The following is a 22176-nucleotide window of genomic DNA, read 5'->3' as shown; positions in this document are numbered from 1 at the left end:
TCGGTTACCGCGCCACATGCAGGATGACACGCTGCGTGAACTCTGTGCCGTCCTCCGCCCGAGCCACCATGCGAATATTCCAGTTTCCAGCGCTCAACTCAGCCGGAGCAACATAGGCCGTGCCATCAAACCGGAAATCCGGGGTCTGGTCGTCCTTCACATGGGTCGCGCGCCCAAGGGTCGCTTGCAACGACGCCACTTCAACCGGCGCGCCATCGGCATCGGTGATTTCCAGTTTCACCTGATCGCCGACAGCCGAGGCATAGACCGACCAGCCCAGGGCTTGCTGCGCATCACGACGAGCATCAAAGCTCTGGCTGGCGACATAGCTGTTTTTCACCTCAAGCCCTGGAAAGGTGCGCACCGCATTGACCGCCAGCGCAATATTGACGCCGATGATTACGGTGAACGCCCCGCCAAAAACCATGAGCATATGCCAGCCAGTGAATTGCCGTGGTGTTTTACCTTCACTCATTGCCCGGCTCCCCGCCCGTTGAAGCCCGTATCCTTATACGCGCGCTCCCCATTGTCGAGATCGGCGACCCAGATCCGCACCGGCGTACTGCGTGCAGATGCAGCCTCGGCGGTTTTTGGTGCCACAATATAGACCCGCTGAAGGAAGCTGGTATCCGCAGGTACGGTAACAATCGTGCCATCGATGCCTTCCAGATTCAGCTGCATTGCAGGCTCCCCCTTGATCGACAGCTCAAACGGACGAGGCTCACCGGTCTTGTTGCGCAACCGCACATCGTAAGTGTTGCGGATCGATCCGTCGGAGAGGGTCACAAAAGTCGGGTTGCGCACCGGGGCGACCGTCAGTTCAATGTCAGAGCGGATGAACAGGGCAAACAACAGCGCCAGACCAACACTCCCCCACAGAGCCGTATACATAATGGTGCGTGGCCTCAGGATGTGTTTCCAGATGTTTTTCGGGGGATGGCCTGCGCGCTCGTTCGCCTCATCGCTCAGCGCCATGTAGTCGATCAATCCGCGCGGCTTGCCGATCCGTTCCATCACATCATCACAGGCATCGATACAGAGGGCACAGGTAATACATTCCATCTGCTGCCCATCGCGAATGTCGATCCCCATCGGGCAGACGTTGACGCAGGCCATGCAATCAATGCAGTCGCCATGCACCAGACCCGGTTCATCGGTCTTGCGAGGCTTGCCACGCGGCTCTCCACGCCATTCGCGGTACCCGACGGTCAAGGTATCCTCATCCATCATCGCGGCCTGAATACGCGGCCAGGGGCAGGCATAGATACAGATCTGTTCTCGGGCGAACCCACCGAAAAGGAAAGTGGTGCCGGTCAGAATGGCCATCGTGGTATAGGCAACGGGGTGAGCCTGACCCGTCAACAGATCACGCAGCAGGGTCGGTGCATCTGCAAAGTAGAACACCCATGCGCCCCCGGTCGCCAAACCGATCAGGAGCCAGACAACCCATTTGGTAACCCGCAGGCGTGCCTTTCTGAAGTCCAGCTTTTTCTGGCGATGCAGACGCAATCGTGCGTTCCGATCCCCCTCGATCCAGCGTTCCACCAGAATAAAGAGGTCGGTCCAGACAGTCTGCGGACAGGTGTAGCCACACCAGACACGGCCAAGCGCCGACGTGAATAGAAACAAGCCCAAACCGGCCATGATCAGCAGGCCAGCGACGAAGTAGAATTCATGCGGCCAGATTTCGATCCAGAAGAAGTAAAAGCGCCGGTTGGCCAGATCCAGCAAAACCGCCTGATCGGGAAGCGCCGGACCACGGTCCCACCGGATCCACGGGGTCAGGTAGTAGATCCCCAGCGTCACCGCCATGATATACCATTTCAGGTTTCGAAAGGGGCCGGATACACGGCGAGGGAATATCGGCTCACGGGCGGCATACAGGCTGGGGGCGGGATCGGAATCGCTCACGGACTCACTCCAAATCTTGCTTTGTTGCAGCGGTTGTCCCAGATGCGCCACGGACGAACCTTGACGTGGATCAAACGCATATACAGAACGCATCTTTGCCGCTACTCGGACGCCGTCAACCGGGCGCGGCATTCTGTCCGAAATTACAGCACACAGCATAATCTCATATAATACAGGTGTTTACATGTTTTTGCGACAAGCCCCCGCGCGTCGCCGCGTCGCAGATGTGACACCAGAGCGCAGGCTCATTCGCTGGGCACTTTCACTCTACAAAAGAGCATAGCGCGATCGCTGCGCGTTAGGTAGCGCGACGTTTGCAAGGATACAGCAGCCCTGTCAGTCATCTGGGAGCGTCAGGGCGTCGGCTTTTCAGGAAACGCGCGAACAGATCGAAAAGCCGACGCCGGGTCCGCCCCTGCAAAGCAGGAGGGCGAACTGGACAGCCATCGGCGCTGGAAAGGGCGAACCGACGGCACTGTCTCAAGAAGGGATATTACCCAGCAACGCTGCTTGGGTATTTGACAGGGATCAAAGAACCATAAAATAGGTGCTGCGATTTCAGCGATCCGTAAATACCCGAGCCGGAACATCCGGCATCAGTGCGTTGCCATCGCCAGGCAGCGTCGGCACAGCCCCGCGCCGGATCGCAGCGACCCGGTGGTTCATCCAGTGACGGATGATGTTTCGGTAAAGCCACCCCCGTACCCCGGTCAGTGCCTGTTCATATTCGCTGAAGAACGCATCCGGACTGTCGAAAACACCAAGATCGGCATTGATACCGGTTCGCTGAATGTAGGTATCCCGCCCCTGCCACGTGACCATTGGCGCTTGCAGGCAGTCGGTCCCCGCACCATAGGCACATAACGACGTCCGGCCCGGAAACGCCGCTTGCAACGAGCTCAAGACCTGCTGATCAAGAATGAACCCCTCAAGATTGATCCATTGCCCGTCCAGACGAACCTCAACCCATGAATGCAGGATGTTGCGCGGCGCCATCCAATAAACAAGTTCAGGCACTATGCCGCGTTGTAGGCTCTTGTCGATGGTGAACCCGTGCAGTCGACACGGAATACCAAGCGCGCGTAACAAGGCCATCAGCAGCGTCGCCTTGGTGTTGCACTGACCATACCCATCCGCAAGAACCGACGAGGCGCGGCGCGTATCGGCCACGTTATAGCCAAACAGGATCTCATCGCGGACGTAGTCATAGGCCGCACCGATCCGTTCATGAGGTGACAGCTGCTGCCAACCACGATCTGAGATCAGGGCTGCTATTGCTGCAGCCTTGCTGTCAAGCATCTGTGTTACGTCAAGAAAACGGCTATTGGGCATGAGATCACCTATCTGATTGCCCACCCCTGCTACATCCTACAGCGACTGTAGCTTCAAGGGGAAAATCAACCATGAACCGACGTGCTGAAACGGAAAGGGGCCGCCTGAAGGCAGCCCCGCTTGATGTTGATAATGTATGGAAAGTCGCAGCCTTATTCGCCACCACCTAATTGGTGCACATAGGCGGTGACCGCGCGAATCTGGGCCTCTGTCAGGCGCGCATTCCAATTGGGCATGACCCCGTAACGCGAGTTGTAGACGGTTTCGGTCAGTGTCGCGTGATCCCCACCATAGAGCCAGATGGCATCTGCGAGGTTCGGCGCCCCCTGGGAGCGGTCACCGGTGCCATCGTCCATGTGGCAAGAAGCACAATGGTCCGCGAAGAGCACCGCCCCCGCCTCAACCTTGGCAGCATCCTGAGGCTCACCCGAAAGAGACATCACATAGTTCACGACCTGATCAATCTCTTCCTTCTCCAGCAACTCATCCCGGCCAAAGGCTGGCATCTCCGAGTAGCGCGCATCGTCGCTTTCTTCGTTGCGAATACCATGGGCGATAGTGGCGTGAATGTCCTCCATCGACCCGCCCCAAAGCCAGTCGTCATCCAAAAGGTTCGGATACCCTTTCGCGCCAGCCGCGCCGGCACCGTGACACTGGGCGCACCAGGTCTTGAACACCGCCGAACCAGCCGAGACCGCATAGCCATTCAGCTCGGGATCGGTGCTGATAGAGGCCAGCTCAATCTCCTCCAGACGGCTGTTGATCGGGGCGTTGGCCTCGTTCACGGCTGCGATTTCCTCAGCGACCAGCGCCCGAGAGTTCCAGCCCAGCACACCGGCTGTCGCCGATTGGATCCCCGGCCAGGCCGGGTAGGCAACGGTATAGCCGATGGCCCAGATAATGGTCGCATAGAAGGTCCAGAGCCACCAACGCGGCATCGGATTGTCGAACTCTTCGATCCCGTCCCAGCTATGGCCAGTGGTGTTCGGATCGTCCTCGAACTTCTTCACTTTCTTACTCATGACCGCGCCTCCTTGGCTTTACCCATTTCTGGGGCGGGTTTGTCTTCATGCCGGAAGGGGATATTAGCGGTATCCTTGTAGACCTTGGTACTGCCGGGTCGAAACGCCCAGATCACCACGGCCAGAAAGAACACAAACAGGAACAGCAGCATCCAGCTATCCGCAAATTCGCGAAGCAGTGTGTAGATATCCATCTCTGCCTCCAATCAACGGTTGGCGACGGGGGTGAAGGTCGAGAAATCAACCAATGTCCCCAACATCTGCAGATAAGCAATCAAAGCATCAGCTTCAGAGACCCCGGGCTGCCCGTCAAAGTTCCGGACGCTGACCTTTTCGCCGTAGCGTTCCAGCAGGCCGTCATAGTCCGCATCCGGGTCGCTCTGGGCGCGAAAGTCAGCCTGTGCGTTTTCCAGCATCTCATCAGAGTACGGAACGCCCACAAAAGCATTCGCCGCCATCACATCGCCGATATATTTTCCGTCGATGCGATTGTTCTCCAGGAAGCCATATTTCGGCATCACGGATTCGGGGACAACTGACTGGGGATCGCGCAGGTGATCGACATGCCATTCATCCGAATAGCGACCGCCCACACGGGCCAAGTCCGGCCCCGTCCGCTTGGACCCCCACTGGAACGGGTGGTCATACATCGACTCTGCGGCCAGTGAATACGGCCCGTAACGTTCGACCTCATCTCGCATTGGACGGATCATCTGGCTGTGGCAGACATAGCATCCTTCGCGGATGTAGACGTCACGCCCGGCCAGCTCCAGCGGGGTGTAGGGACGCATGCCTTCCACCTCTTCGATGGTGTTTTCCAGCCAGAACAGCGGTGCGATCTGGACCAGACCACCGATGGTGACAACCAGGAAGCTGCACACCAGCAGGAGGGTCGCGTTGGTCTCGAGGATTTTGTGTTTGTCGAGAATTCCCATTGCTCGGGCCCTCCTTATTCAGCAGGGACTGCGACGGTCAGGCTGGCCTCTTTGGCCGGCGCACGCCGTACAGTCATCCACAGGTTGTAGCACATGATCAATGCACCAGCGAGGAACATGACCCCACCCAGAGCGCGCACCACGTACATCGGGAATTTCGCAGCCACGGTGTCTGCAAAGGAGTTCACGAGGAACCCGTTGGCATCGACTTCACGCCACATCAGGCCTTCCATGATGCCGGTCACCCACATGGATGCCGCGTATAGAATGATGCCAATGGTGGCCAACCAGAAATGCCAGGATACCAGGCTCAGACTGTAGAGACGCTCACGTTTCCACAGGACCGGCACCAAGAAGTAGAGCGCACCAAAGGTGATCATGCCGTTCCAGCCAAGCGCGCCAGAGTGAACGTGACCAATGGTCCAGTCAGTATAGTGCGACAGCGAGTTCACGGCACGGATCGACATCATCGGACCTTCAAAGGTGGACATGCCGTAAAAGCCGATCGAGATCACCATCATTCGGATTACCGGGTCGGTGCGCAGCTTGTCCCAAGCGCCAGACAGAGTCATCAGGCCGTTGATCATGCCACCCCAGCTGGGCATCCACAGCACGATTGAGAACACCATACCAAGGGTCGAGGCCCAATCCGGCAGCGCGGTGTAATGCAGGTGGTGCGGACCGGCCCAGATGTAGAGAAAGATCAGCGCCCAGAAGTGGATGATCGACAGCTTGTAACTGAACACTGGGCGCTCAGCCTGTTTTGGCACGAAGTAGTACATCATGCCAAGGAAGCCCGCGGTCAGGAAGAAGCCCACAGCGTTGTGACCATACCACCATTGGACCATCGCATCCTGCACGCCTGACCACATGATCACCGATTTGGAGCCCCAAATGCTGACGGGTATCGTCATGTTGTTGACCAGATGCAGCATCGCAACGGTCACGATAAACGCGAGATAGAACCAGTTGGCGACATAGATATGCGGCTCCTTACGCTTGATCACAGTGCCCAGGAACACAGCCAGATAGGCCACCCAGACGATGGTCAACCAGAGATCGACATGCCATTCCGGCTCCGCATATTCCTTGGACTGGGTCGACCCGAACAGATAGCCGGTCGCAGCCAGTACGATGAACAGCTGATAGCCCCAGAACACAAACCACGCCAAGTTACCGCCCCAGAGACGGGCGGCCGAGGTGCGCTGCACCACGTAAAATGAGGTCGCGATCAGCGCATTGCCGCCAAAGGCAAAAATCACCGCTGAAGTATGCAACGGGCGCAGCCGCCCGAAGTTGGCCAGGCCCTGGGCCCATTCGAAGTTCAGGACCGGGAAGGCCAGCTGGAAGGCAATATAGACCCCAACCAGAAACCCGACCACGCCCCAGAACGCGGTTGCCACCACACCGGCGCGCACCACACTGTCAAAGTATTCGCCCTGTAGCGATCCCGTTGCGATCACCGGCTCATCAGTGTGTCGAAGGGTGTATAGAAACAGCCCGCCAGCCACGATCATGATGATGATCGCATGTACCTGATAGGCCAAATCCCGCGCGTAATTGGTCGCGATCATCGCAAAGAGCGTGACCAAACCAAGCACGATTAGCTTGATATAATTAGACATCTTGCGTCCCTTTTCCTTGCCCGACACGATTCTCTGGTCCGCGTCAGACAGTTTTTTCTGAGCCTTAAATGCAAAACTGCGCCAGACAACGCCTTGATCTGTATCAAGACAGTTTGCCGCAGAATGTGAGAAGCACCTTCATAATGACGTAACTCGCGACACAACCACAAGTTCGTTGCGGTCGCACATATCCTTGCGAGGTTAATATGTCCTACAAAACACTGCTGACGGTTCTGACAACCCCCGCCAATACCGGTGCTCAACTGGAGCAATCAATCTCGCTGACGCGGCTAACTGATGGCCATGTGGACGCGCTGTGCCTTGGCGTGGATCGTACCCAGACCGGCTATTACTACGCTGGGGCCAACGCGATGGTGCTGCAAGAAACCCTCGCTCGTGCCAAGGAAGAAGTCAGCGGCATCGAAGCTACCGCTACCGAGCGTCTGACCCGGTCAGCGGTCAGCTTCAACGTTGAAACAGGCGTCGCTCAGATGGCGGATATCGGTCGTCACGTTGCCCGCCTGGCACGGTTTTCCGACCTGGTGGTACTGGGTCAACCCTACGGCAAGGACCGCCCCGCCGAGGCAGAGGCCATCGTCGAAGCGGCCCTTTTTGAAGGCCGCGCACCTGTACTTGTTGTACCAGATGATGCCCCCCTGCCCGCGCAGCCAAAAACCGTATTGGTTGCTTGGAACGAAAGCATCGAAGCCATGACCGCCATTCGCAAGGCGCTGCCAATGCTACAGGCGGCGGATGTGGTGCGCGTCGTTGTCATTGACCCGCCCCAGCACGGGCCGGAGCGCTCAGATCCGGGCGGGTTGCTGTGTCAGATGCTGTCCCGCCATGGGGTCAAATGTGAGATTGATGTGCTCAGCAAAACCATGACCCGCGTCTCAGATGTGCTGAACAGACATGCGGTCGATACGGCGGCAGATCTGATCGTGATGGGCGCCTATGGGCATTCCCGCTTTCGCGAGGCGATCCTTGGTGGCGCCACCCGCAATATGCTGGAGAAGGCAAAAGTGCCTGTGCTGATGGCGCACTAAAACAATATATGTGCACGCAACAAAAAGGGGCCAGAAACCGGCCCCCTACTCTCTTCTCGCTTCAAGTATTGCCTGATACCAGCGTCAGATCAGGTAACCGCCGTCGCTGTCATCTCCGGCCTCTTCCATCAGGCGCCCCATGTCAGGCACGGTCACATGCCGCTTGCCTTCCAGCTCGATCACGCCGTCCTTACGCAGCGCCGACACCTGCCGACTGACAGTTTCCAGCGTCAGCCCCAGATAATCAGCCATAGCCTCGCGGGTCAGCGGCAAATCAAAAACGCGTCGGTTGCTATCCTTATGGAGCTGTAAGGACGCATCGCGCCGGGCCAGAATAGATAACAAGCTGGCGATCTTCTCGCGCGCCGTTTTACGCCCCAGAACCAGCATCCATTCCCGGGCAGCGTCCAGTTCGTCCAACGTCATCTCAAGCAGACGATGTGCCACATGCGGGGTGTGGGCCATCATCTCCTCAAACGGTTTCTTGCGAAAACAGCACATGACCACGGTTGAGGTTGCTACCACGTTATAAGCTGCCGTATCGCGCCCGGGTCGGCCAACAAAATCGCTGGGCAGCAGCAGACCAACCATCTGGGTCCGCCCGTCCTCCATCGTCTGCGTCAAGGTTGCGATGCCCGAGACAACGGAGCCGACAAAATCCATCCGATCACCGGACCAGGTGATCGGTTGGCCCGCATCATAGGTGCGGTAATATTTGATAGAGTCCAGCATTTCCAATTCGTCCGCATCACAGCGCGCGCAAACAGCGCGATGACGAATAGGGCAATCGCCGCAATTGACGTTTTGAATGGTAGGAGCGTTCATGAGAGGTCCGATTTGATCTGCGCTAAGGCTAATGCTCACCTAGCGGTATCAATTTAAACATGTACCGCGCAAATCACAATTGGCGACGCCGCGTTTGTTGGAGTGTCGCGCTGGGAATGCACCCCTCGCCGGCAATAGCCAAGGTGCCGCCCCTCATAACGATGACAAGGGCTTATCCGCTTCCCGGCACCAATACCTGTAGCCTAATTGGCGGGATGTGCCATACTGTCGCGACAATCCAAGCGGCCCCACTGCGAAACCGCTAGATACATTCGCGCAAACTGCACCCTACCCGGCAGCGGCCAGAAGTTGCTGCGTGTAGGGATCCGACGGATTGTTGAACAGGTCAGCGGCCGATCCCGCCTCAACCACATCACCTTGTTTCATCACGATCATCTTGTGCGACATGGCCCGCACCACATTCAAATCATGCGAGATGAACAGATACGCGAGCCCATACCGCTCCTGCAGGTCACGCAACAGATTGACGATCTGCACCTGCACAGTCATGTCCAGTGCCGATGTTGGTTCATCCAACACCACCAGTTTTGGTCGCAGCACCATCGCCCGCGCAATCGCAATCCGTTGCCGCTGACCACCTGAGAATTCATGCGGGTAGCGATCCATAAACGCCGGATCCAACCCCACCTCAGCCATCACCTCAGCAACCAAATCCCGCGGATCACGATCCTGATCAACATTGTGAATGGCCAAGCCCTCGGCGATGATCTGGGAGCAGGTCATCCGCGGGCTGAGCGCCCCAAAGGGATCCTGAAACACGATCTGCATATCCGCCCGCAACCGGCGCAAATCCCGTGTTGACCATTGGCGCAGATCCTGTCCCTGAAATTCGACCCGCCCGTCCGAGGCGATCAACCGCATGATAGCCAGCGCCAGCGTAGTCTTGCCAGATCCGCTTTCGCCCACAATGCCCAACGTCTCACCCGCGCGGACAGAAAGCGACGTTGGGTTGACCGCCTTCACATGGCCGACAGTGCGTTTCAGCAAGCCCTTTTGAATGGGAAACCACACTTTCAGATCCTCGGTTCGGATCAGCTCCTTGGCATCCTGGGGCACCGGTTGAGGCTGGCCCGTCGGCTCGGCATCCAGCAGTTTGCGCGTGTAGGGATGCTGTGGATTGGCAAAAATCTCAGCCGTGGGGCCGCTTTCAACGATCTCACCCGCCTGCATGACGCAAACGCGATCCGCGATCCGGCGCACAATGCTCAGATCATGGGTGATGAACAGCAACCCCATGCCCTCGCTGGCTTTCAGATCCGCGAGCAGGTCGAGGATCTGCACCTGAATGGTGACATCAAGAGCAGTTGTCGGCTCATCCGCAATCAGAATGTCGGGTTTGTTGGCAAGGGCCATGGCAATCATCACCCGCTGGCGCTGTCCGCCGGACAACTGATGCGGATAGGCGTCCAGACGGGTCTCTGCGTCCCGGATACCAACCCGGTTCAACAGATCAACGATCCGCTCCCGTGCCGCCTTACCATCCAACCCCTGATGCAGCGCCAGGGATTCCGCCAACTGTTTCTCAATCGTATGAAGCGGGTTGAGAGAGGTCATCGGTTCCTGAAAGATGAAACTGATATCATTGCCTCGTACCTGCCGAAGATGGCGCTCACTGGCGCCGACCATCTCGGTTCCATCATAAGTGACGGAACCGGTGACGGTGGCGCTGTCACCCAGCAGTGAAACCGTGGACAGAGCCGAAACTGATTTGCCGGAACCGCTCTCGCCCACCAACGCAACTGTTTCCCCTCGACCTACCGAAAAGGACACACCGCGTACCGCCTCTGTCACCTTGCCATCCTGGCGGAAGGACACGCGGAGATCCCGGACATTCAACAACGGGGTGGATTTTTCAGGTACGGTCATCGAATAGCCCATAGGTTGGAACATCTGCCTGTTGCGCTGCGTCTCGGCACAAAACAGATCAGCAATTCGTCTCTGACGTGCATGTTAGGGCCTGATCTCATCACGAAAACGTCTTTCTCGGATCGAAGGCATCGCGCACCCCTTCAAAGATAAAGACCAGCAGGGACAGCATGATGGCAAAGGTAAAGAAGGCGGTGAATGCCAGCCAGGGCGCCTCAAGGTTCTGCTTGGCCTGCAATGTCAGTTCCCCGAGCGACGGGGCGGAAGATGGCAAGCCAAATCCTAGGAAATCCAATCCCGCAAGCGTTCCGATGGTGCCGGTCACGATGAACGGCAGAAATGTCAGGGTCGCAACCATTGCATTCGGCAGCATATGGCGGAACATGATGGTCATGTTGCCCACCCCCAATGCCTTGGCAGCACGCACATATTCCAGATTGCGCGCCCGCAGGAACTCTGCCCGGACCACACTGACCAAAGCGGTCCAGCTGAACAGGATCATCAGTACAACCAGCAGCCAGAAACTGCGCCCCAGAATGGCGAACATGATGATGATGACATAGAGCTGCGGGATGGAGCCCCAGATCTCAATCACCCTCTGGAAAATCAAATCTAACCAGCCACCGAAGAAACCCTGAACCGCGCCCGCCGCAATGCCCACCAAGGTGGCGGCTCCGGTGACCATCAGGGTGAACAGGATCGACAGACGAAACCCGTGAATGACGCGCGCCAAGACATCGCGCTTGGTATCATCCGTGCCCAACAGGTTTTGCCCATTAGGTGGCAACGGCGCTGCGCCGGGCCGGTCGACCGTGGTGTTGAAAGAATAGGGTATTGGCGGCCAGATCGCCCACCCTTCCACAAACCCATCCGCCGCAAACGTGTCGGCTTCGATCTCTTCCAGAATTCCCTCGGGATCGTCAAAGCAGTCCTCAACGCCGCCAGAGGCAATCAGACATTGTACCTCCGGATCACGGTAAGCAGCCTCCGTCTGGAAATCCCCGCCAAAAGCCGTCTCCGGGTAGAAATTGAAAACGGGTGTAAAATACTCACCGCGATAGTTCACCAGCATCGGTTTGTCATTGGCGACAAACTCAGCAAACAGCGAAATCCCGAACAGAACGGAAAAGATCCAAAGCGACCAGAAGGCCCGGCGATTGCGGCAGAAATTGCTCCAGCGGCGCTGGTTGAGCGGGGACAATGCCATCTGTCAGCCCTCTCTCTTCTCAAAGTCGATACGCGGATCGACAATCACATACATGATGTCGGAGATAATCCCGACCACAAGGCTCATCAGGCCGAAAATGAACAGCGTGCCGAAGATCACCGGATAATCGCGCGCCACCGCGGCCTCAAACCCCAGGCGACCCAGACCGTCGAGAGAGAAGATCGTCTCGATGATCAGGCTGCCGGAGAAGAACACCCCGATAAAGACCGCCGGAAATCCCGCGATCACAATCAGCATCGCATTGCGGAACACATGACCATAAAGCACCCGCCGTTCGCTCAGCCCCTTCGCGCGTGCGGTCATCACATATTGCTTCTTGATCTCATCCAGGAACGAATTTTTGGTCAGCAGTGTCAGCGTCGCAAAGGCCGAAATGGTCGAGGCCACAACCGGCAGCGTGATGTGCCAGAAATAGTCGGCGATTTTACCAAAGAGGCTGAGGTTTTCCCAATTATCAGAGGTCAGCCCCCGCAGCGGGAAAATCTGCCAATAGGACCCGCCGGCAAACAACACCAAGAGCAGGATCGCAAACAGAAAACCGGGGATTGCATAGGCCGCGATGATCAGACCGCTGGTCCAGGTATCAAACCGGCTGCCGTCCCGCAGAGCCTTGCGGATACCCAACGGGATGGAGATCAGATAGGCAATCAACGTCGACCAAAGCCCCAGCGAGATTGACACCGGCATCTTCTCCAGAACCAGATCCATCACATCAATCTTGCGGAAATAGCTCTCACCGAAATCAAAGCGCATGTAGTTGCCGAGCATGAGGAAAAATCGCTCCAACGGCGGTTTGTCCAAGCCATACTGCTGCTCCAGCTCTGCGATCAACTCAGGCGGCAACCCTTGTCGGCCTGCGTAATTGTCATTGGCCGCGATGGCCTCTCCGCCAGCGTCACCGCCACCCCCGGCGAACCCCTCGAACACATCGCCGCCGCCTTCCAGCTGCGCAATCATCTGTTCAACCGGACCACCCGGCACAAATTGCACCAGAGCGAAATTGATAACGAGAATCCCGAACAGCGTCGGGATCACCAGGAGAAAACGTCGAAGGATATAGGCTGCCATGTCAGGCGCTTACCGCAATGCGCCAGAGGATTTCAATGCCGCTTCTTTCTCGGCGTTGACCCACCAAACATCGCGCAATCCCAGATCGAACAACGGCAGGGTCTCGGGCTGCTCATAGAAATTCCAATAGGCCACCCAATTCACATCCAGATACCAAGTGGGAACCATGAAACGCTTAGCCCGCAGGACGCGGTCCAACGCGCGCACATTGGCGTAGAGCTCTTCCTGATCTTCCGCCTTCACGATGGCGCCAATCAGCGTATCAACCGCCGGATCCGCCATCCCCGCCGGGTTGAACACTGAAAACTCATGCGCGTCGGACCCAAACTGCTGATACAACCCGGTCGAGGGCTGCAGGTATTTTGGATAGGCGAAGGTGATCATATCAAAGTCTTTTTCACGGCGACGGCTTGTATATTGCGCGAAATCGACCCGGTTAGAGATGGCATCCACCCCCATCTGCCGCAGGTTCGCGATATAGGGCTGTACGATCCGCTCAATCGTGGGCGAATCGATCAGGAACTCAAGCTTAAACAGCTCGCCCTCTGCATTGCGGCGCAGACCATCATCGCCAACAGCCCAGCCCGCCTCATCCAGCAGTTTCATCGCCCGGCGCAGGTTGCGCCGATCCGCTGGCCGCGCAGGTTTTGAGCTATGCGCCATCACCGGCTCACTTGTCAGCAGCGCCGGATCAATTTGATCACCCAAATCCTGCAACACTTCCAATTCGCGTCCCTCGGGCAGCCCCGTCGCTTCAAGAGCCGAATCCTGCCAGAACGAATGGCGCTGCGCGAACAGCCCATATTGCAGACTGTCGTTGGTCCATTCAAAATTATAGGCAAGCTGGATCGCTTCGCGCACGCGGGGATCCTGAAATTTGGGGCGCAAAAGGTTCATTACAAACCCGCTGGCAGCGGGAACATTACCATCGGGGAATTCCCCTTTCACCACATCGCCCTCTTTGACCGCGTCGAACCCATAGGCAGTGGCCCAGCTCTTGGAGCTGTTCTCCGGGCGCATGGTATAGACCCCGGCCTTGAACCCTTCCATCGCGGCAACACTGTCGCCGAAATACTCAATCCGAATGCGATCGTAGTTGTGGCGCCCGACATTTACATTCACGTCGTTGCCCCAGTAATCGGGATTGCGTTTATAGACGATACGCTGGTTCACATCCGCGCTTTCGAGCACATACGGGCCAGACCCGATACCCGGATCCAACCGCGGCTCATCCAGACGCCGGTTCTCCGGATCTGCCTCAAACCAGGCCTTGGAAAACACTGAGGTTCCACCGACCTGTGTGATCATCGCCCGGCGCGGGAAATCCGGTGAGAAATAGAACTTCACCCGATGCGGCCCAAGCGCTTCTGCCTTCGGAATGCGCTTTTTGACGGCCTCCGCGTAGGATTGCAGCCCCTGCTCCAACAGAAGGTTGTGTGAGAAGACAACATCCTCAGCCGTCACGGGCGTCCCATCAGAAAACCGTGCTTCAGGGCGCATGTTGAAAATCACCCAGTCCTGGCTCTCCGGATACTCCAGACTCTCTGCCAGCAACCCATAATAGGATCCGGGTTCATCGTAAGAAGCAATCATAAGTGATTCAAAATGATCCGCCGACATGGCGCCTCCGCGCCCTTTACGGGTGTAAGGGTTCATACTGTCGAAGGTTCCAACCGCAGAGAGAGACAGTTCGCCGCCTTTCGGGGCCTCTGGATTGACGTAGTCAAAATGGTCAAAGCCCTCGGGATATTTCAGCTCTCCGAATTCAGTGAAGCCGTGACTTTTGATCACCCGCTCTTCAGCAAAGGCCAGCGAGGCCGCCATCGCGCAGATGATGAGCGCGGCAAACCCTGTCATCACGATGCGAAAAAATGGTTGCGGATCAACCACTCGGGCCGAAACGGCGCGGCGCGGTGCGGTGGGCGTCTTCATCTGCCAATACCTCCATTGTCCGGCGTTCGCTGCCAGGATCATTGTCTGACCCAAAGCTATGCGGCTGCCCCCCTAACATTCAAGTTCAGATTGGCTGAATTTCCCGTGTGTCAAGCAACGAGCGGGCATGAACCCGCCGAATCGCACTTAAACTTGATCACTTCGACGCTGCCCACGCCTGAAAACGAAAAAGACCGCGCTGGATGGCGCGGTCTTTTCGTTCTGCCGTAAAGCGACAAAATCAGTCGTCGAGGCTATCGAGATAAGCGATCAGGTTCACCCGATCCTTCTGCTTCTTCAGCCCGCTGAAGCTCATGGTGGTGCCCGGCGCGTATTGCGACGGTTTCGTCAGGAAGGCGTCCAGCTCTTCTGCGGTCCATTCACCGCCAAGACCGGCCAGAGTAGCAGAGTATCCGAAACCATCCGCAGCGGCGATCGGACGATCAACCACCCCATAGAGATAGGGACCGGTGGCGTTGTCACCGGCTTCGAGTTTGTGGCAGGCGGAGCATTTCTTGAAGACCTTGGCACCTTTGCCAACGTCTGCAGCGGCCATCAGTTCGCCAAAGTCTACGACTTCAACAACTTCTTCCGCACCTGCCTCTTCCACTTCAATCACATAGGAAGCCTCGCCGTGGCTTTCGGTATGATAGAGTTCCTCTGCGGCCCATTTGCCCAGGAGGAACACGAGGAACGCGCCGCAAACGCCTGCGGTCGCTTTGGTAAGGGTCATCGTGTCAAACATGATCGCGAGTCCATTTCAGCTGTCTGGGAGGGTGTCTAAGGCTTCCCCTCTCAAGTGGCAAGGTATAGACAGCGCGACGAAACGCCCGTTTTTTGAAGTTTTGCACGGATGTCGCAGTTATGACCCAGAGAATTGCCATTCAGGGGGAGCTTGGCTCCTACAGCCACGAAGCCTGCCGCAAGGAGCGACCAGAGATGGATGTGCTGCCCTGCCGCAACTTTGAGGACGCGATCGACGCAGTACGCAGCGGTGCGGCTGAGCTGGCCATGCTGCCGGTTGAGAATTCCACCTATGGACGCGTTGCCGATATTCACCGCCTGTTGCCGCACAGCGGCCTCCACATCATTGACGAAGCCTTTGTGCGGGTGCACATCAACCTCCTTGGCGTTCCGGGCGCGCAGCTTGAAGAAGTTAAAGAAGCGCATTCACATCTCGTGCTGCTGCCGCAATGTGCACGGTTTCTAAGCGAAAACAACATCCACGGCCGTGTCAGCCCCGACAATGCCCGCGCCGCCCGTGACGTGGCCGAACAGGGTGACAAGACCCACGCCGCGCTGGCCAGTGAACTGGCTGGCGAGATCTACGGCCTGGAGGTATTGGCCCGCCATATCGAGGATCATGGCAATAATACCACCCGTTTCCTGACCATGTCGCGCGAGCCGAATATGGAGCGCCGGGGCAACCATGGCATGATCACCAGCTTCGTCTTCCAAGTCCGCAACATACCCGCCGCGCTCTACAAGGCTATGGGTGGCTTTGCGACAAATGGCATCAACATGACAAAGCTCGAGAGCTACATGGTCGACGGGTCTTTCACCGCGACCCAGTTCTATGCTGATATCGATGGCCATCCGGACGATCCCAATGTTCGCCTCGCCATGGATGAACTGGCCTATTTCACCACCAACATCGAAATCCTGGGGGTCTACCCGGCGAATGATGATCGTTTCTGATCTGTAATTCGCGTCAGGCGGAGCGGCCAACCCGGTCTTCAGTCTGTTTGGCAAACTCGGAGACGCGTTTCTTGAAGCCGCGGTTCAACTTGCTGCGCGCCAACTTCAACGACTGAACCATCAAACGCCCCGACAGCGTCTTGGGTGTCAGCGATAGGGTCACCGACAAGCGGGTACGCCGCGGCGACAGGGCCAGCAACTCGATATCCATCGCGCCATCCAGGCCGCTGCCTGTGCCTGTCAGCACAATCTGCGTCACCGGCTCATAGGTGCTGAGCGATAGGTGCAGATTGCGCTTCTTGCCGCGAAACTGGAACTCGATCTCCCAGGCCAGCCCGTTTTCGGGATGATGAACATCCCCCATCCGCTGCACATCCACACCCCGGCGCAGCGCCATACGCTCCATATTTTCGAAATCCGAAATCGATCGAAAGACTTCTGCAATTGGTGCGTCGATGTCTTCTTTGCTGGAAAAATCCATGGGCGTCCTGTTGTTACAGCGGATCTGAAAATCCGATGGCGATCTTGTACTGACTGCTACTATTCGTCTCAATCCAGCGTATCTGCAAGCCAGTTCTGCAGCAGAAAATGTGCAATTGCACCTTTGCGAGGCTGGCGAATATCAGGGTGCTCCCCTTCGAATACCGTCATCATATCCTGACGCGAGACCCAGATCGCATCTTCGATCTCTTTAGGATCAATGGTGATCTCACGTCCCAAGGCCTCACCCGCGCAACCGAACATCAGCGACATTGGAAATGGCCAGGGCTGACTGGACAGATAGCTGACGGCACCGACCTTCACCCCGGTCTCTTCCGCAGTCTCACGCCGCACAGCGACCTCCAGTGTTTCGCCTGGTTCCACGAACCCGGCCAGCAGGGAATACATCCCCTCGGGCCACCCCGGCGACCGCCCGACCAGAACAGCATCCCCATGGGTGATCAACATGATCACGACCGGGTCAGTGCGTGGAAAATGCGCCGCTCCGCAGCTGGGGCAGACCCGTTGCCAACCTGCCTGCGCCATATCGCTTTTGGTGCCGCAGCAAGCGCAATATCCATGCGAGTGATGCCAGCCGAACACCGCCCGTGCGGTCGCCGCCAGTTCTGCATCCTCGCGGCTGAGCTGGGCCATGATGCGTCGCAGTTCGACAAATCCAGTGTCCTGCGGCAGATCCGGATGCTGCTGCTCGCTGTTATCCACAAAGGCGCGCAGCGCCATATCGTCAAGGTTGTCCGGCTGCCAATCACTGATATCAACCGAGAACCGTGCCAGCCCTGCCGTACAGATCCCGAGAAAGACAGCACCCGCCGCCGTGCCCGTGACCACAGGATGATCAGGCCGGATCCAGGCCAGAGCCTCAGGGACAATCGCGCTGTCTGATACCACGGCAGCCCCTGAAGGCAGGGTGCACAATGGCTTTCCACGCCAGATCAACAGGATACGACAGTTCCCGCCTTCCCAAAGCGCAGCCAAAGCCGCAGGATCGTCCCTGAGATGCGCTGCCCGGTTCAAACCACTGCCGCCAAATGTCACCTGTTCTGCCTGTCGCATCGCCTCGTCCCGCTCTTTCGCCTGCGCACAAATGTGCCGCAGCACCTGAATCCGTCAGAGACATGCAGCCCTAAGCTGAAAAGCTGTTTCCTCTGCGCCACAGTGGCCTAGAAATATTCCGAACCCTCGAAGTAGGTGAAAGCCGCAAATCCGCGGTATCTCAAGAGGAAAGCAACGCCATTGAATAGAATTTTCAGCAATAAGCGGCTTTCGAGTGTCACATTTGATTGCTTCAAAGAGGCAAACAGGCTTGTTAATAAATTGGCAATCAACGCCACCTCGGGATTTACCGTGCGACCTCTAAGAAACGCCACATGACAGGATCGGACGAAGCCGGGGACAACAAGGTCGGATCCCTGCGCATTATGGCGACCACGGATCTCCACGCAAACCTGCTCAGTCACGACTACTACTCCGATCAACCTGATCCTGCGCTGGGTCTCTCCCGTGTAGCCACGCTGATTGCGCAGGCGCGCCGCGAAGCCGCGACAATCGGTGCTGCTACCCTGCTTCTGGATAACGGAGATAGTATCTTTGGCACCCCGATTGCAGAGCGTCCGCTAGAACTCAGCCACACCCGTCCCGCACCGGTTGCGCAAGCATTCAATCTGCTCAAGTATGATGCTGTCGGCCTTGGAAATCACGACTTCGATTTCGGATTGGACCAGTTGCGGCAGGCGCTATTGCACATCAACTGTCCGGTGCTCTGTTCAAATATGCAGGCGCTGGACCCGCAGTTGTCTCTTCCGTTCAGCCAAGCAACCGTTCTCGAACGTGAGCTCGCTGATACCGCAGACACACCGCCGCTGCGTATTGGCCTGCTCTCGGTCCTGCCGATACAAACCCTCAAATGGGCAGCTCATCTACTCCAGGGCAAAGTTACGATCGAGGACATGGTGCAATCCGCCCGCGACCACGCTGTGGCCTTACGCGAACAGGGCTGCGACATCGTCGTGGCGCTCGCTCATACTGGTATCGGAGAGAAACACGCGACCTACGGTATCGAAAATGCCCTCCATCCGCTGGCCAATCTTGGCGTACTGGACGCAATTATCGGCGGCCATACCCATCTGACGCTGCCCGATCCGCGCCACCCGGTTTCTGTGCCAGTCGTGATGCCCGGGGCCCATGGCTCACATCTTGGCGTGATCGATCTGCGGGTCACGTGGCATTCTGATCGCTGGGCAATAACGAAGGCCACCAGTACGCTCCGTCCCATAGCTCGACGCAGGACCATTGGCGGTGCTGGCGGCGTACTGACGCCGCTCGTGGCGGAAGATCCTGCAATGATCGAGGCACTCGCGGAAGATCATGCCGAAACACGGACCCGCATGGCGCAACCCGTGGGCCGCACAAACCAACCGCTGCATTCCTATTTCACTTTTCTCGGACGCGATCAGGCCCTTGCCTTGGTGGCTTGGGCCCAGGCAGCTGCAGTGCGTCCGGCCCTGACAGATACCGTGGCCAGCAACCTGCCCCTGCTCTCGGCGGCGGCCCCAGGAAAATTTGGAGCACGCTCAGGCCCCTCAAATTATACGGATGTGCCGGTCGGGCAGATGTACATGCGCCATGTCATCGATATTCAACCTTTCCCGAATGAGTTGCGCACGGTGGTTCTAAATGGCGCCCAACTGCGCGACTGGCTGGAAATGTCGGCCGGGTTGTTCAATCAGGTTGCCCCCGGCACCTTTGGCTCGCCCTTACTGAACGAAGATCGGGCCGGCCATAATTTCGATGTCATCTTCGGCATCCAATACGATATTGATGTCTCTGCACCAGCCCGGTTTGCCAGCGATGGAGAACTGGCAAATCCGGACAGCCACCGGATCCGCAACCTCCGCTGGAAGGGGGCACCGGTGCGTGACAGTCAGCATTTCGCGGTGGCAGTCAGTAGCTACCGCATCGGCGGCGGCGGTAATTTCGCCACTGCACAGGCCGCCACGCCACTACCGACCCCCCCGTTAAGGGTGAGAGACGCAATCCGCGACTACGTTGCCGGACGCACTGACCGTGACCCATTGGAACACGCACCTCCGCCCTGGCGCCTGTTCAGCCACGCCTCCACAGAAGCCGAGATCTTTACCGGCCCAGGAGCCCGCGCCTATCTCAGCGATCTTGATCCGTCCCGCCACAGCCTGCATGGAACCACACCCGACGGGTTCCTGCGGATTGGCGTCAGATTGTAAGATCAAAGCATATGATCAGCCTCGCGGCTCCGTTCATATTGCGCATCGCACGGGCTTGCCATTCCCCGCCCGCACTCCTATATCGGGGATTGAGAGGTTGGCGCGGGCAAGCGCCTCGCCAACCTGGTCAGATCCGGAAGGAAGCAGCCACAACGAGCCCCGCTTGGGTCGATGTCCAACCTCTCACCTTTCTCTTTCGTACGAGATGGCTGTTCCGTAGCAGTGAGCGCACAGCATCACTTCCGCATAAGAGATGTCAAACAGCACAATATATAGAAGCCTCAGAATTCGCACCACCAGATATAGCGCCAGCACGGATCAGTAATTCCGGCCGTATCCAGACGAAGCGCTTGACGACTCGGCCCCACCCCCGCTAGCTCTTAAGCAGATGGTTCCTGTATCGCCTTCGGACGGTCAGGATGAAAAGGGAACACGGTGCGAGATGGCAAACCAGCCAGATCAATGCCGCGACTGCCCCCGCAACTGTAAGCGGTGAGCGACCCCGGACTATGCCACTGATGCCAGCGTCCACATGGACCTGCCGCATTGGGAAGGCCCCGGTGTTGTGACGACCCGCAAGTCAGGAGACCTGCCATCTGAAAAGAAACTCGAAACCAGGCGGGGTGTTCTGGCAGGGTCTGCATGTCTGCCCATTGGCCTGCCAGCTCTGACCATTCATCCCCTCCTTCGCGCGGAGGGCGCAATGAACTGGACTGATACAACACATCGCTACTCACTCAGCAATTGCCAACATCTGGGACACCCCTGCCCTGCGGCAGAACGCATGCTGTCACGCCTGGCCGCTGCTTTGGGACAGGCCCGCACGGTCACAACTGATGACTTTGAAATTGCGGGCAACTGTGAGTTGACCGCCTGCGACCGGCCCTGCCAGGCACGGTTTGCGGCCAGCCACGATCGTATCCGCATCTACTGCGGCATCTCTCCGGAGGCGGATCAGGGAAGTCTTGACCAATTCGCGGATGCACTTTTCTGCCAAACAGCGAACAGCCGCCCCATCACCCGTCTGCCGGAATACCCCTGTGGCCTCGCTCAGGCCCTGCCCTTGACACCAAAGCCCGGGATCAAGCCAACGCAACTGCAATCCGTGACCGCCTGACAACCCACAGCAACCTGTTGAACGGGCCTTTGGCGGCGCTACGTAGCGACCCCAAGTCAGCGCGCGTTGCCGGGAATGCGTCTTGGGCCATAGGCCCAAGCCATCTGCTCCTCGGTTTCAATGGCGCAAGGGCGCACCGCGCGCAGTCGCGCCAGCGCCAGATCGGGCCGCTCACCGCATTCTGTCATTAGTCGCAGCACAACCATTCCCGACCGGCCACAGCCGCCCCGGCAATGCACCAGCACCCGGCCACCCCCGACAAGCGCTTTGCGGGCCATATGACTGGCCTCAGGCCAACGTTTCAAAATGTCCGGAGGGGGCGTGCTGAAGTCGGGAACCGGTAGGTGGATCCATCGGCTGCCAAGGCTCTGCAAATCGCTGCCGAGGCTCGCTGCACCGACAGCGGCGTGTTCCGCCTCCATTGTCATGGAAATGACCAGCCCGGGCCGCCACTCCCGAATATGCTCTATGTCGGCATAATAATCCCCGCTTGACCCCGGCAACGGACATAGCGCCAAAATACCGTCCGCCACCGATAGCGCATGCAGCACCAATGGCCTGCCTCTTTTCCCGCTGTCGACCTCGTCACCCTGAGATTCATGCTCCATTGTCAGCCCCCACTGCCAAATGCGCCGCAAATCCTGCGTCAACGATCCCCCCGGACGATCACACCCTTCAATGTAGCGACCCACCCGCCAGGCGCCTAGTGGTTTCTTGGTCCGCACTGGCGGTGGAAGCCTCTTCGATCTGCATCAGCGGTGGACGCCACGCGCGCGCTTGCCTACTTTACCCGAATACAAAAGACCGACC

General features: G+C 57.8%; 20 protein-coding genes, 1 other RNA gene and 1 riboswitch. Of the genes, 5 read left to right on the top strand and 16 right to left on the bottom strand.

Annotated features, from left to right (window positions below):
• Nucleotides 1-4 precede the first annotated feature (4 nt).
• The 7 genes from GAL_RS02015 to ccoN form a co-directional block, all read right to left on the bottom strand.
• A complete protein-coding gene (locus GAL_RS02015) occupies nucleotides 5-475 on the bottom strand; it encodes a FixH family protein (protein WP_024095919.1) in 471 nt (156 codons plus the stop codon).
• Nucleotides 472-1911, bottom strand: coding sequence for a cytochrome c oxidase accessory protein CcoG (gene ccoG / locus GAL_RS02010; RefSeq protein ID WP_024095918.1), 1440 nt, complete (start codon nucleotides 1909-1911; stop codon nucleotides 472-474). Before ccoG ends, GAL_RS02015 begins: the two co-directional genes overlap by 4 nt.
• Before the next feature lie 558 nt (nucleotides 1912-2469).
• The gene (locus tag GAL_RS02005) at nucleotides 2470-3243 is read right to left on the bottom strand and encodes a transglutaminase-like domain-containing protein (RefSeq protein ID WP_024095917.1); all 774 of its coding nucleotides are present in this window, start codon (nucleotides 3241-3243) and stop codon (nucleotides 2470-2472) included.
• Nucleotides 3244-3395: 152 nt separating this feature from the next.
• Complete coding sequence (gene ccoP, locus GAL_RS02000; protein ID WP_024095916.1) at nucleotides 3396-4265, bottom strand: cytochrome-c oxidase, cbb3-type subunit III; 870 nt, start codon at nucleotides 4263-4265, stop codon at nucleotides 3396-3398.
• The gene (locus GAL_RS01995; protein WP_024095915.1) at nucleotides 4262-4459 is read right to left on the bottom strand and encodes a CcoQ/FixQ family Cbb3-type cytochrome c oxidase assembly chaperone; all 198 of its coding nucleotides are present in this window, start codon (nucleotides 4457-4459) and stop codon (nucleotides 4262-4264) included. The genes ccoP and GAL_RS01995 overlap by 4 nt, the downstream gene beginning before the upstream one ends.
• A gap of 12 nt (nucleotides 4460-4471) precedes the next feature.
• Nucleotides 4472-5200 (bottom strand): cytochrome-c oxidase, cbb3-type subunit II, encoded by a 729-nt coding sequence (ccoO, locus tag GAL_RS01990; protein WP_024095914.1) that lies wholly within the window; start codon nucleotides 5198-5200, stop codon nucleotides 4472-4474.
• 14 nt (nucleotides 5201-5214) lie between these two features.
• Complete coding sequence (gene ccoN, locus GAL_RS01985; RefSeq protein ID WP_040104242.1) at nucleotides 5215-6825, bottom strand: cytochrome-c oxidase, cbb3-type subunit I; 1611 nt, start codon at nucleotides 6823-6825, stop codon at nucleotides 5215-5217.
• A 206-nt stretch (nucleotides 6826-7031) separates the two neighbouring features.
• On the opposite strand from ccoN, the gene GAL_RS01980 reads away from it, so the two are divergent.
• A complete protein-coding gene (locus tag GAL_RS01980) occupies nucleotides 7032-7871 on the top strand; it encodes a universal stress protein (RefSeq protein WP_024095912.1) in 840 nt (279 codons plus the stop codon).
• Between the two features lie 84 nt (nucleotides 7872-7955).
• Here GAL_RS01980 and fnrL read toward each other — a convergent pair whose 3' ends face one another.
• From fnrL to GAL_RS01950, 6 genes are all read right to left on the bottom strand, one after another.
• Nucleotides 7956-8696 (bottom strand): transcriptional regulator FnrL, encoded by a 741-nt coding sequence (gene fnrL, locus GAL_RS01975; RefSeq protein ID WP_024095911.1) that lies wholly within the window; start codon nucleotides 8694-8696, stop codon nucleotides 7956-7958.
• Nucleotides 8697-8984: 288 nt separating this feature from the next.
• Nucleotides 8985-10595 carry an ABC transporter ATP-binding protein gene (locus GAL_RS01970; RefSeq protein ID WP_024095910.1) on the bottom strand — a complete coding sequence of 537 codons (1611 nt, stop codon included), beginning with the start codon at nucleotides 10593-10595 and terminating at the stop codon, nucleotides 8985-8987.
• Nucleotides 10596-10683: 88 nt separating this feature from the next.
• Entirely contained in the window at nucleotides 10684-11790 is a 1107-nt protein-coding gene (locus tag GAL_RS01965) for an ABC transporter permease (protein WP_024095909.1), read from the bottom strand.
• A 3-nt stretch (nucleotides 11791-11793) separates the two neighbouring features.
• Nucleotides 11794-12879 carry a microcin C ABC transporter permease YejB gene (locus tag GAL_RS01960; RefSeq protein WP_024095908.1) on the bottom strand — a complete coding sequence of 362 codons (1086 nt, stop codon included), beginning with the start codon at nucleotides 12877-12879 and terminating at the stop codon, nucleotides 11794-11796.
• Nucleotides 12880-12888: 9 nt separating this feature from the next.
• Entirely contained in the window at nucleotides 12889-14811 is a 1923-nt protein-coding gene (locus tag GAL_RS01955; protein ID WP_024095907.1) for an extracellular solute-binding protein, read from the bottom strand.
• A gap of 241 nt (nucleotides 14812-15052) precedes the next feature.
• A complete protein-coding gene (locus tag GAL_RS01950) occupies nucleotides 15053-15556 on the bottom strand; it encodes a c-type cytochrome (RefSeq protein ID WP_024095906.1) in 504 nt (167 codons plus the stop codon).
• Nucleotides 15557-15675: 119 nt separating this feature from the next.
• On the opposite strand from GAL_RS01950, the gene GAL_RS01945 reads away from it, so the two are divergent.
• Nucleotides 15676-16509: a prephenate dehydratase gene (locus GAL_RS01945; RefSeq protein ID WP_024095905.1), complete on the top strand. Its 834-nt coding sequence runs from the start codon at nucleotides 15676-15678 to the stop codon at nucleotides 16507-16509.
• Between the two features lie 13 nt (nucleotides 16510-16522).
• Here the strand turns inward: GAL_RS01945 and GAL_RS01940 are convergent, their stop codons facing one another.
• A complete protein-coding gene (locus tag GAL_RS01940) occupies nucleotides 16523-16990 on the bottom strand; it encodes an SRPBCC family protein (RefSeq protein WP_024095904.1) in 468 nt (155 codons plus the stop codon).
• Between the two features lie 68 nt (nucleotides 16991-17058).
• Nucleotides 17059-18063 (bottom strand): NAD(+) diphosphatase, encoded by a 1005-nt coding sequence (gene nudC / locus GAL_RS01935; RefSeq protein ID WP_024095903.1) that lies wholly within the window; start codon nucleotides 18061-18063, stop codon nucleotides 17059-17061.
• 314 nt (nucleotides 18064-18377) lie between these two features.
• Here nudC and GAL_RS01930 point away from each other — a divergent pair, with 314 nt between their 5' ends.
• From GAL_RS01930 to GAL_RS22110, 3 genes are all read left to right on the top strand, one after another.
• Nucleotides 18378-20249, top strand: coding sequence for a 5'-nucleotidase C-terminal domain-containing protein (locus GAL_RS01930; RefSeq protein ID WP_024095902.1), 1872 nt, complete (start codon nucleotides 18378-18380; stop codon nucleotides 20247-20249).
• Nucleotides 20250-20339: 90 nt separating this feature from the next.
• An RNA gene (gene ffs, locus GAL_RS22115) (signal recognition particle sRNA small type) lies at nucleotides 20340-20438 on the top strand.
• Between the two features lie 183 nt (nucleotides 20439-20621).
• A riboswitch (cobalamin riboswitch) is annotated at nucleotides 20622-20860 on the top strand.
• 92 nt (nucleotides 20861-20952) lie between these two features.
• Nucleotides 20953-21366, top strand: coding sequence for a hypothetical protein (locus tag GAL_RS22110; protein ID WP_024095901.1), 414 nt, complete (start codon nucleotides 20953-20955; stop codon nucleotides 21364-21366).
• A 56-nt stretch (nucleotides 21367-21422) separates the two neighbouring features.
• Here the strand turns inward: GAL_RS22110 and GAL_RS01920 are convergent, their stop codons facing one another.
• Nucleotides 21423-21974: a protein-tyrosine phosphatase family protein gene (locus tag GAL_RS01920; RefSeq protein ID WP_040104243.1), complete on the bottom strand. Its 552-nt coding sequence runs from the start codon at nucleotides 21972-21974 to the stop codon at nucleotides 21423-21425.
• Between the last annotated feature and the right edge of the window lie 202 nt (nucleotides 21975-22176).

Origin of the sequence: Phaeobacter gallaeciensis DSM 26640 (assembly GCF_000511385.1) — a bacterium.
GTDB classification, from domain to species: Bacteria; Pseudomonadota; Alphaproteobacteria; order Rhodobacterales; family Rhodobacteraceae; genus Phaeobacter; species Phaeobacter gallaeciensis.
Note: the sequence above shows the minus strand (reverse complement) of the source record. Positions and strands in the feature narration are given on the sequence as shown.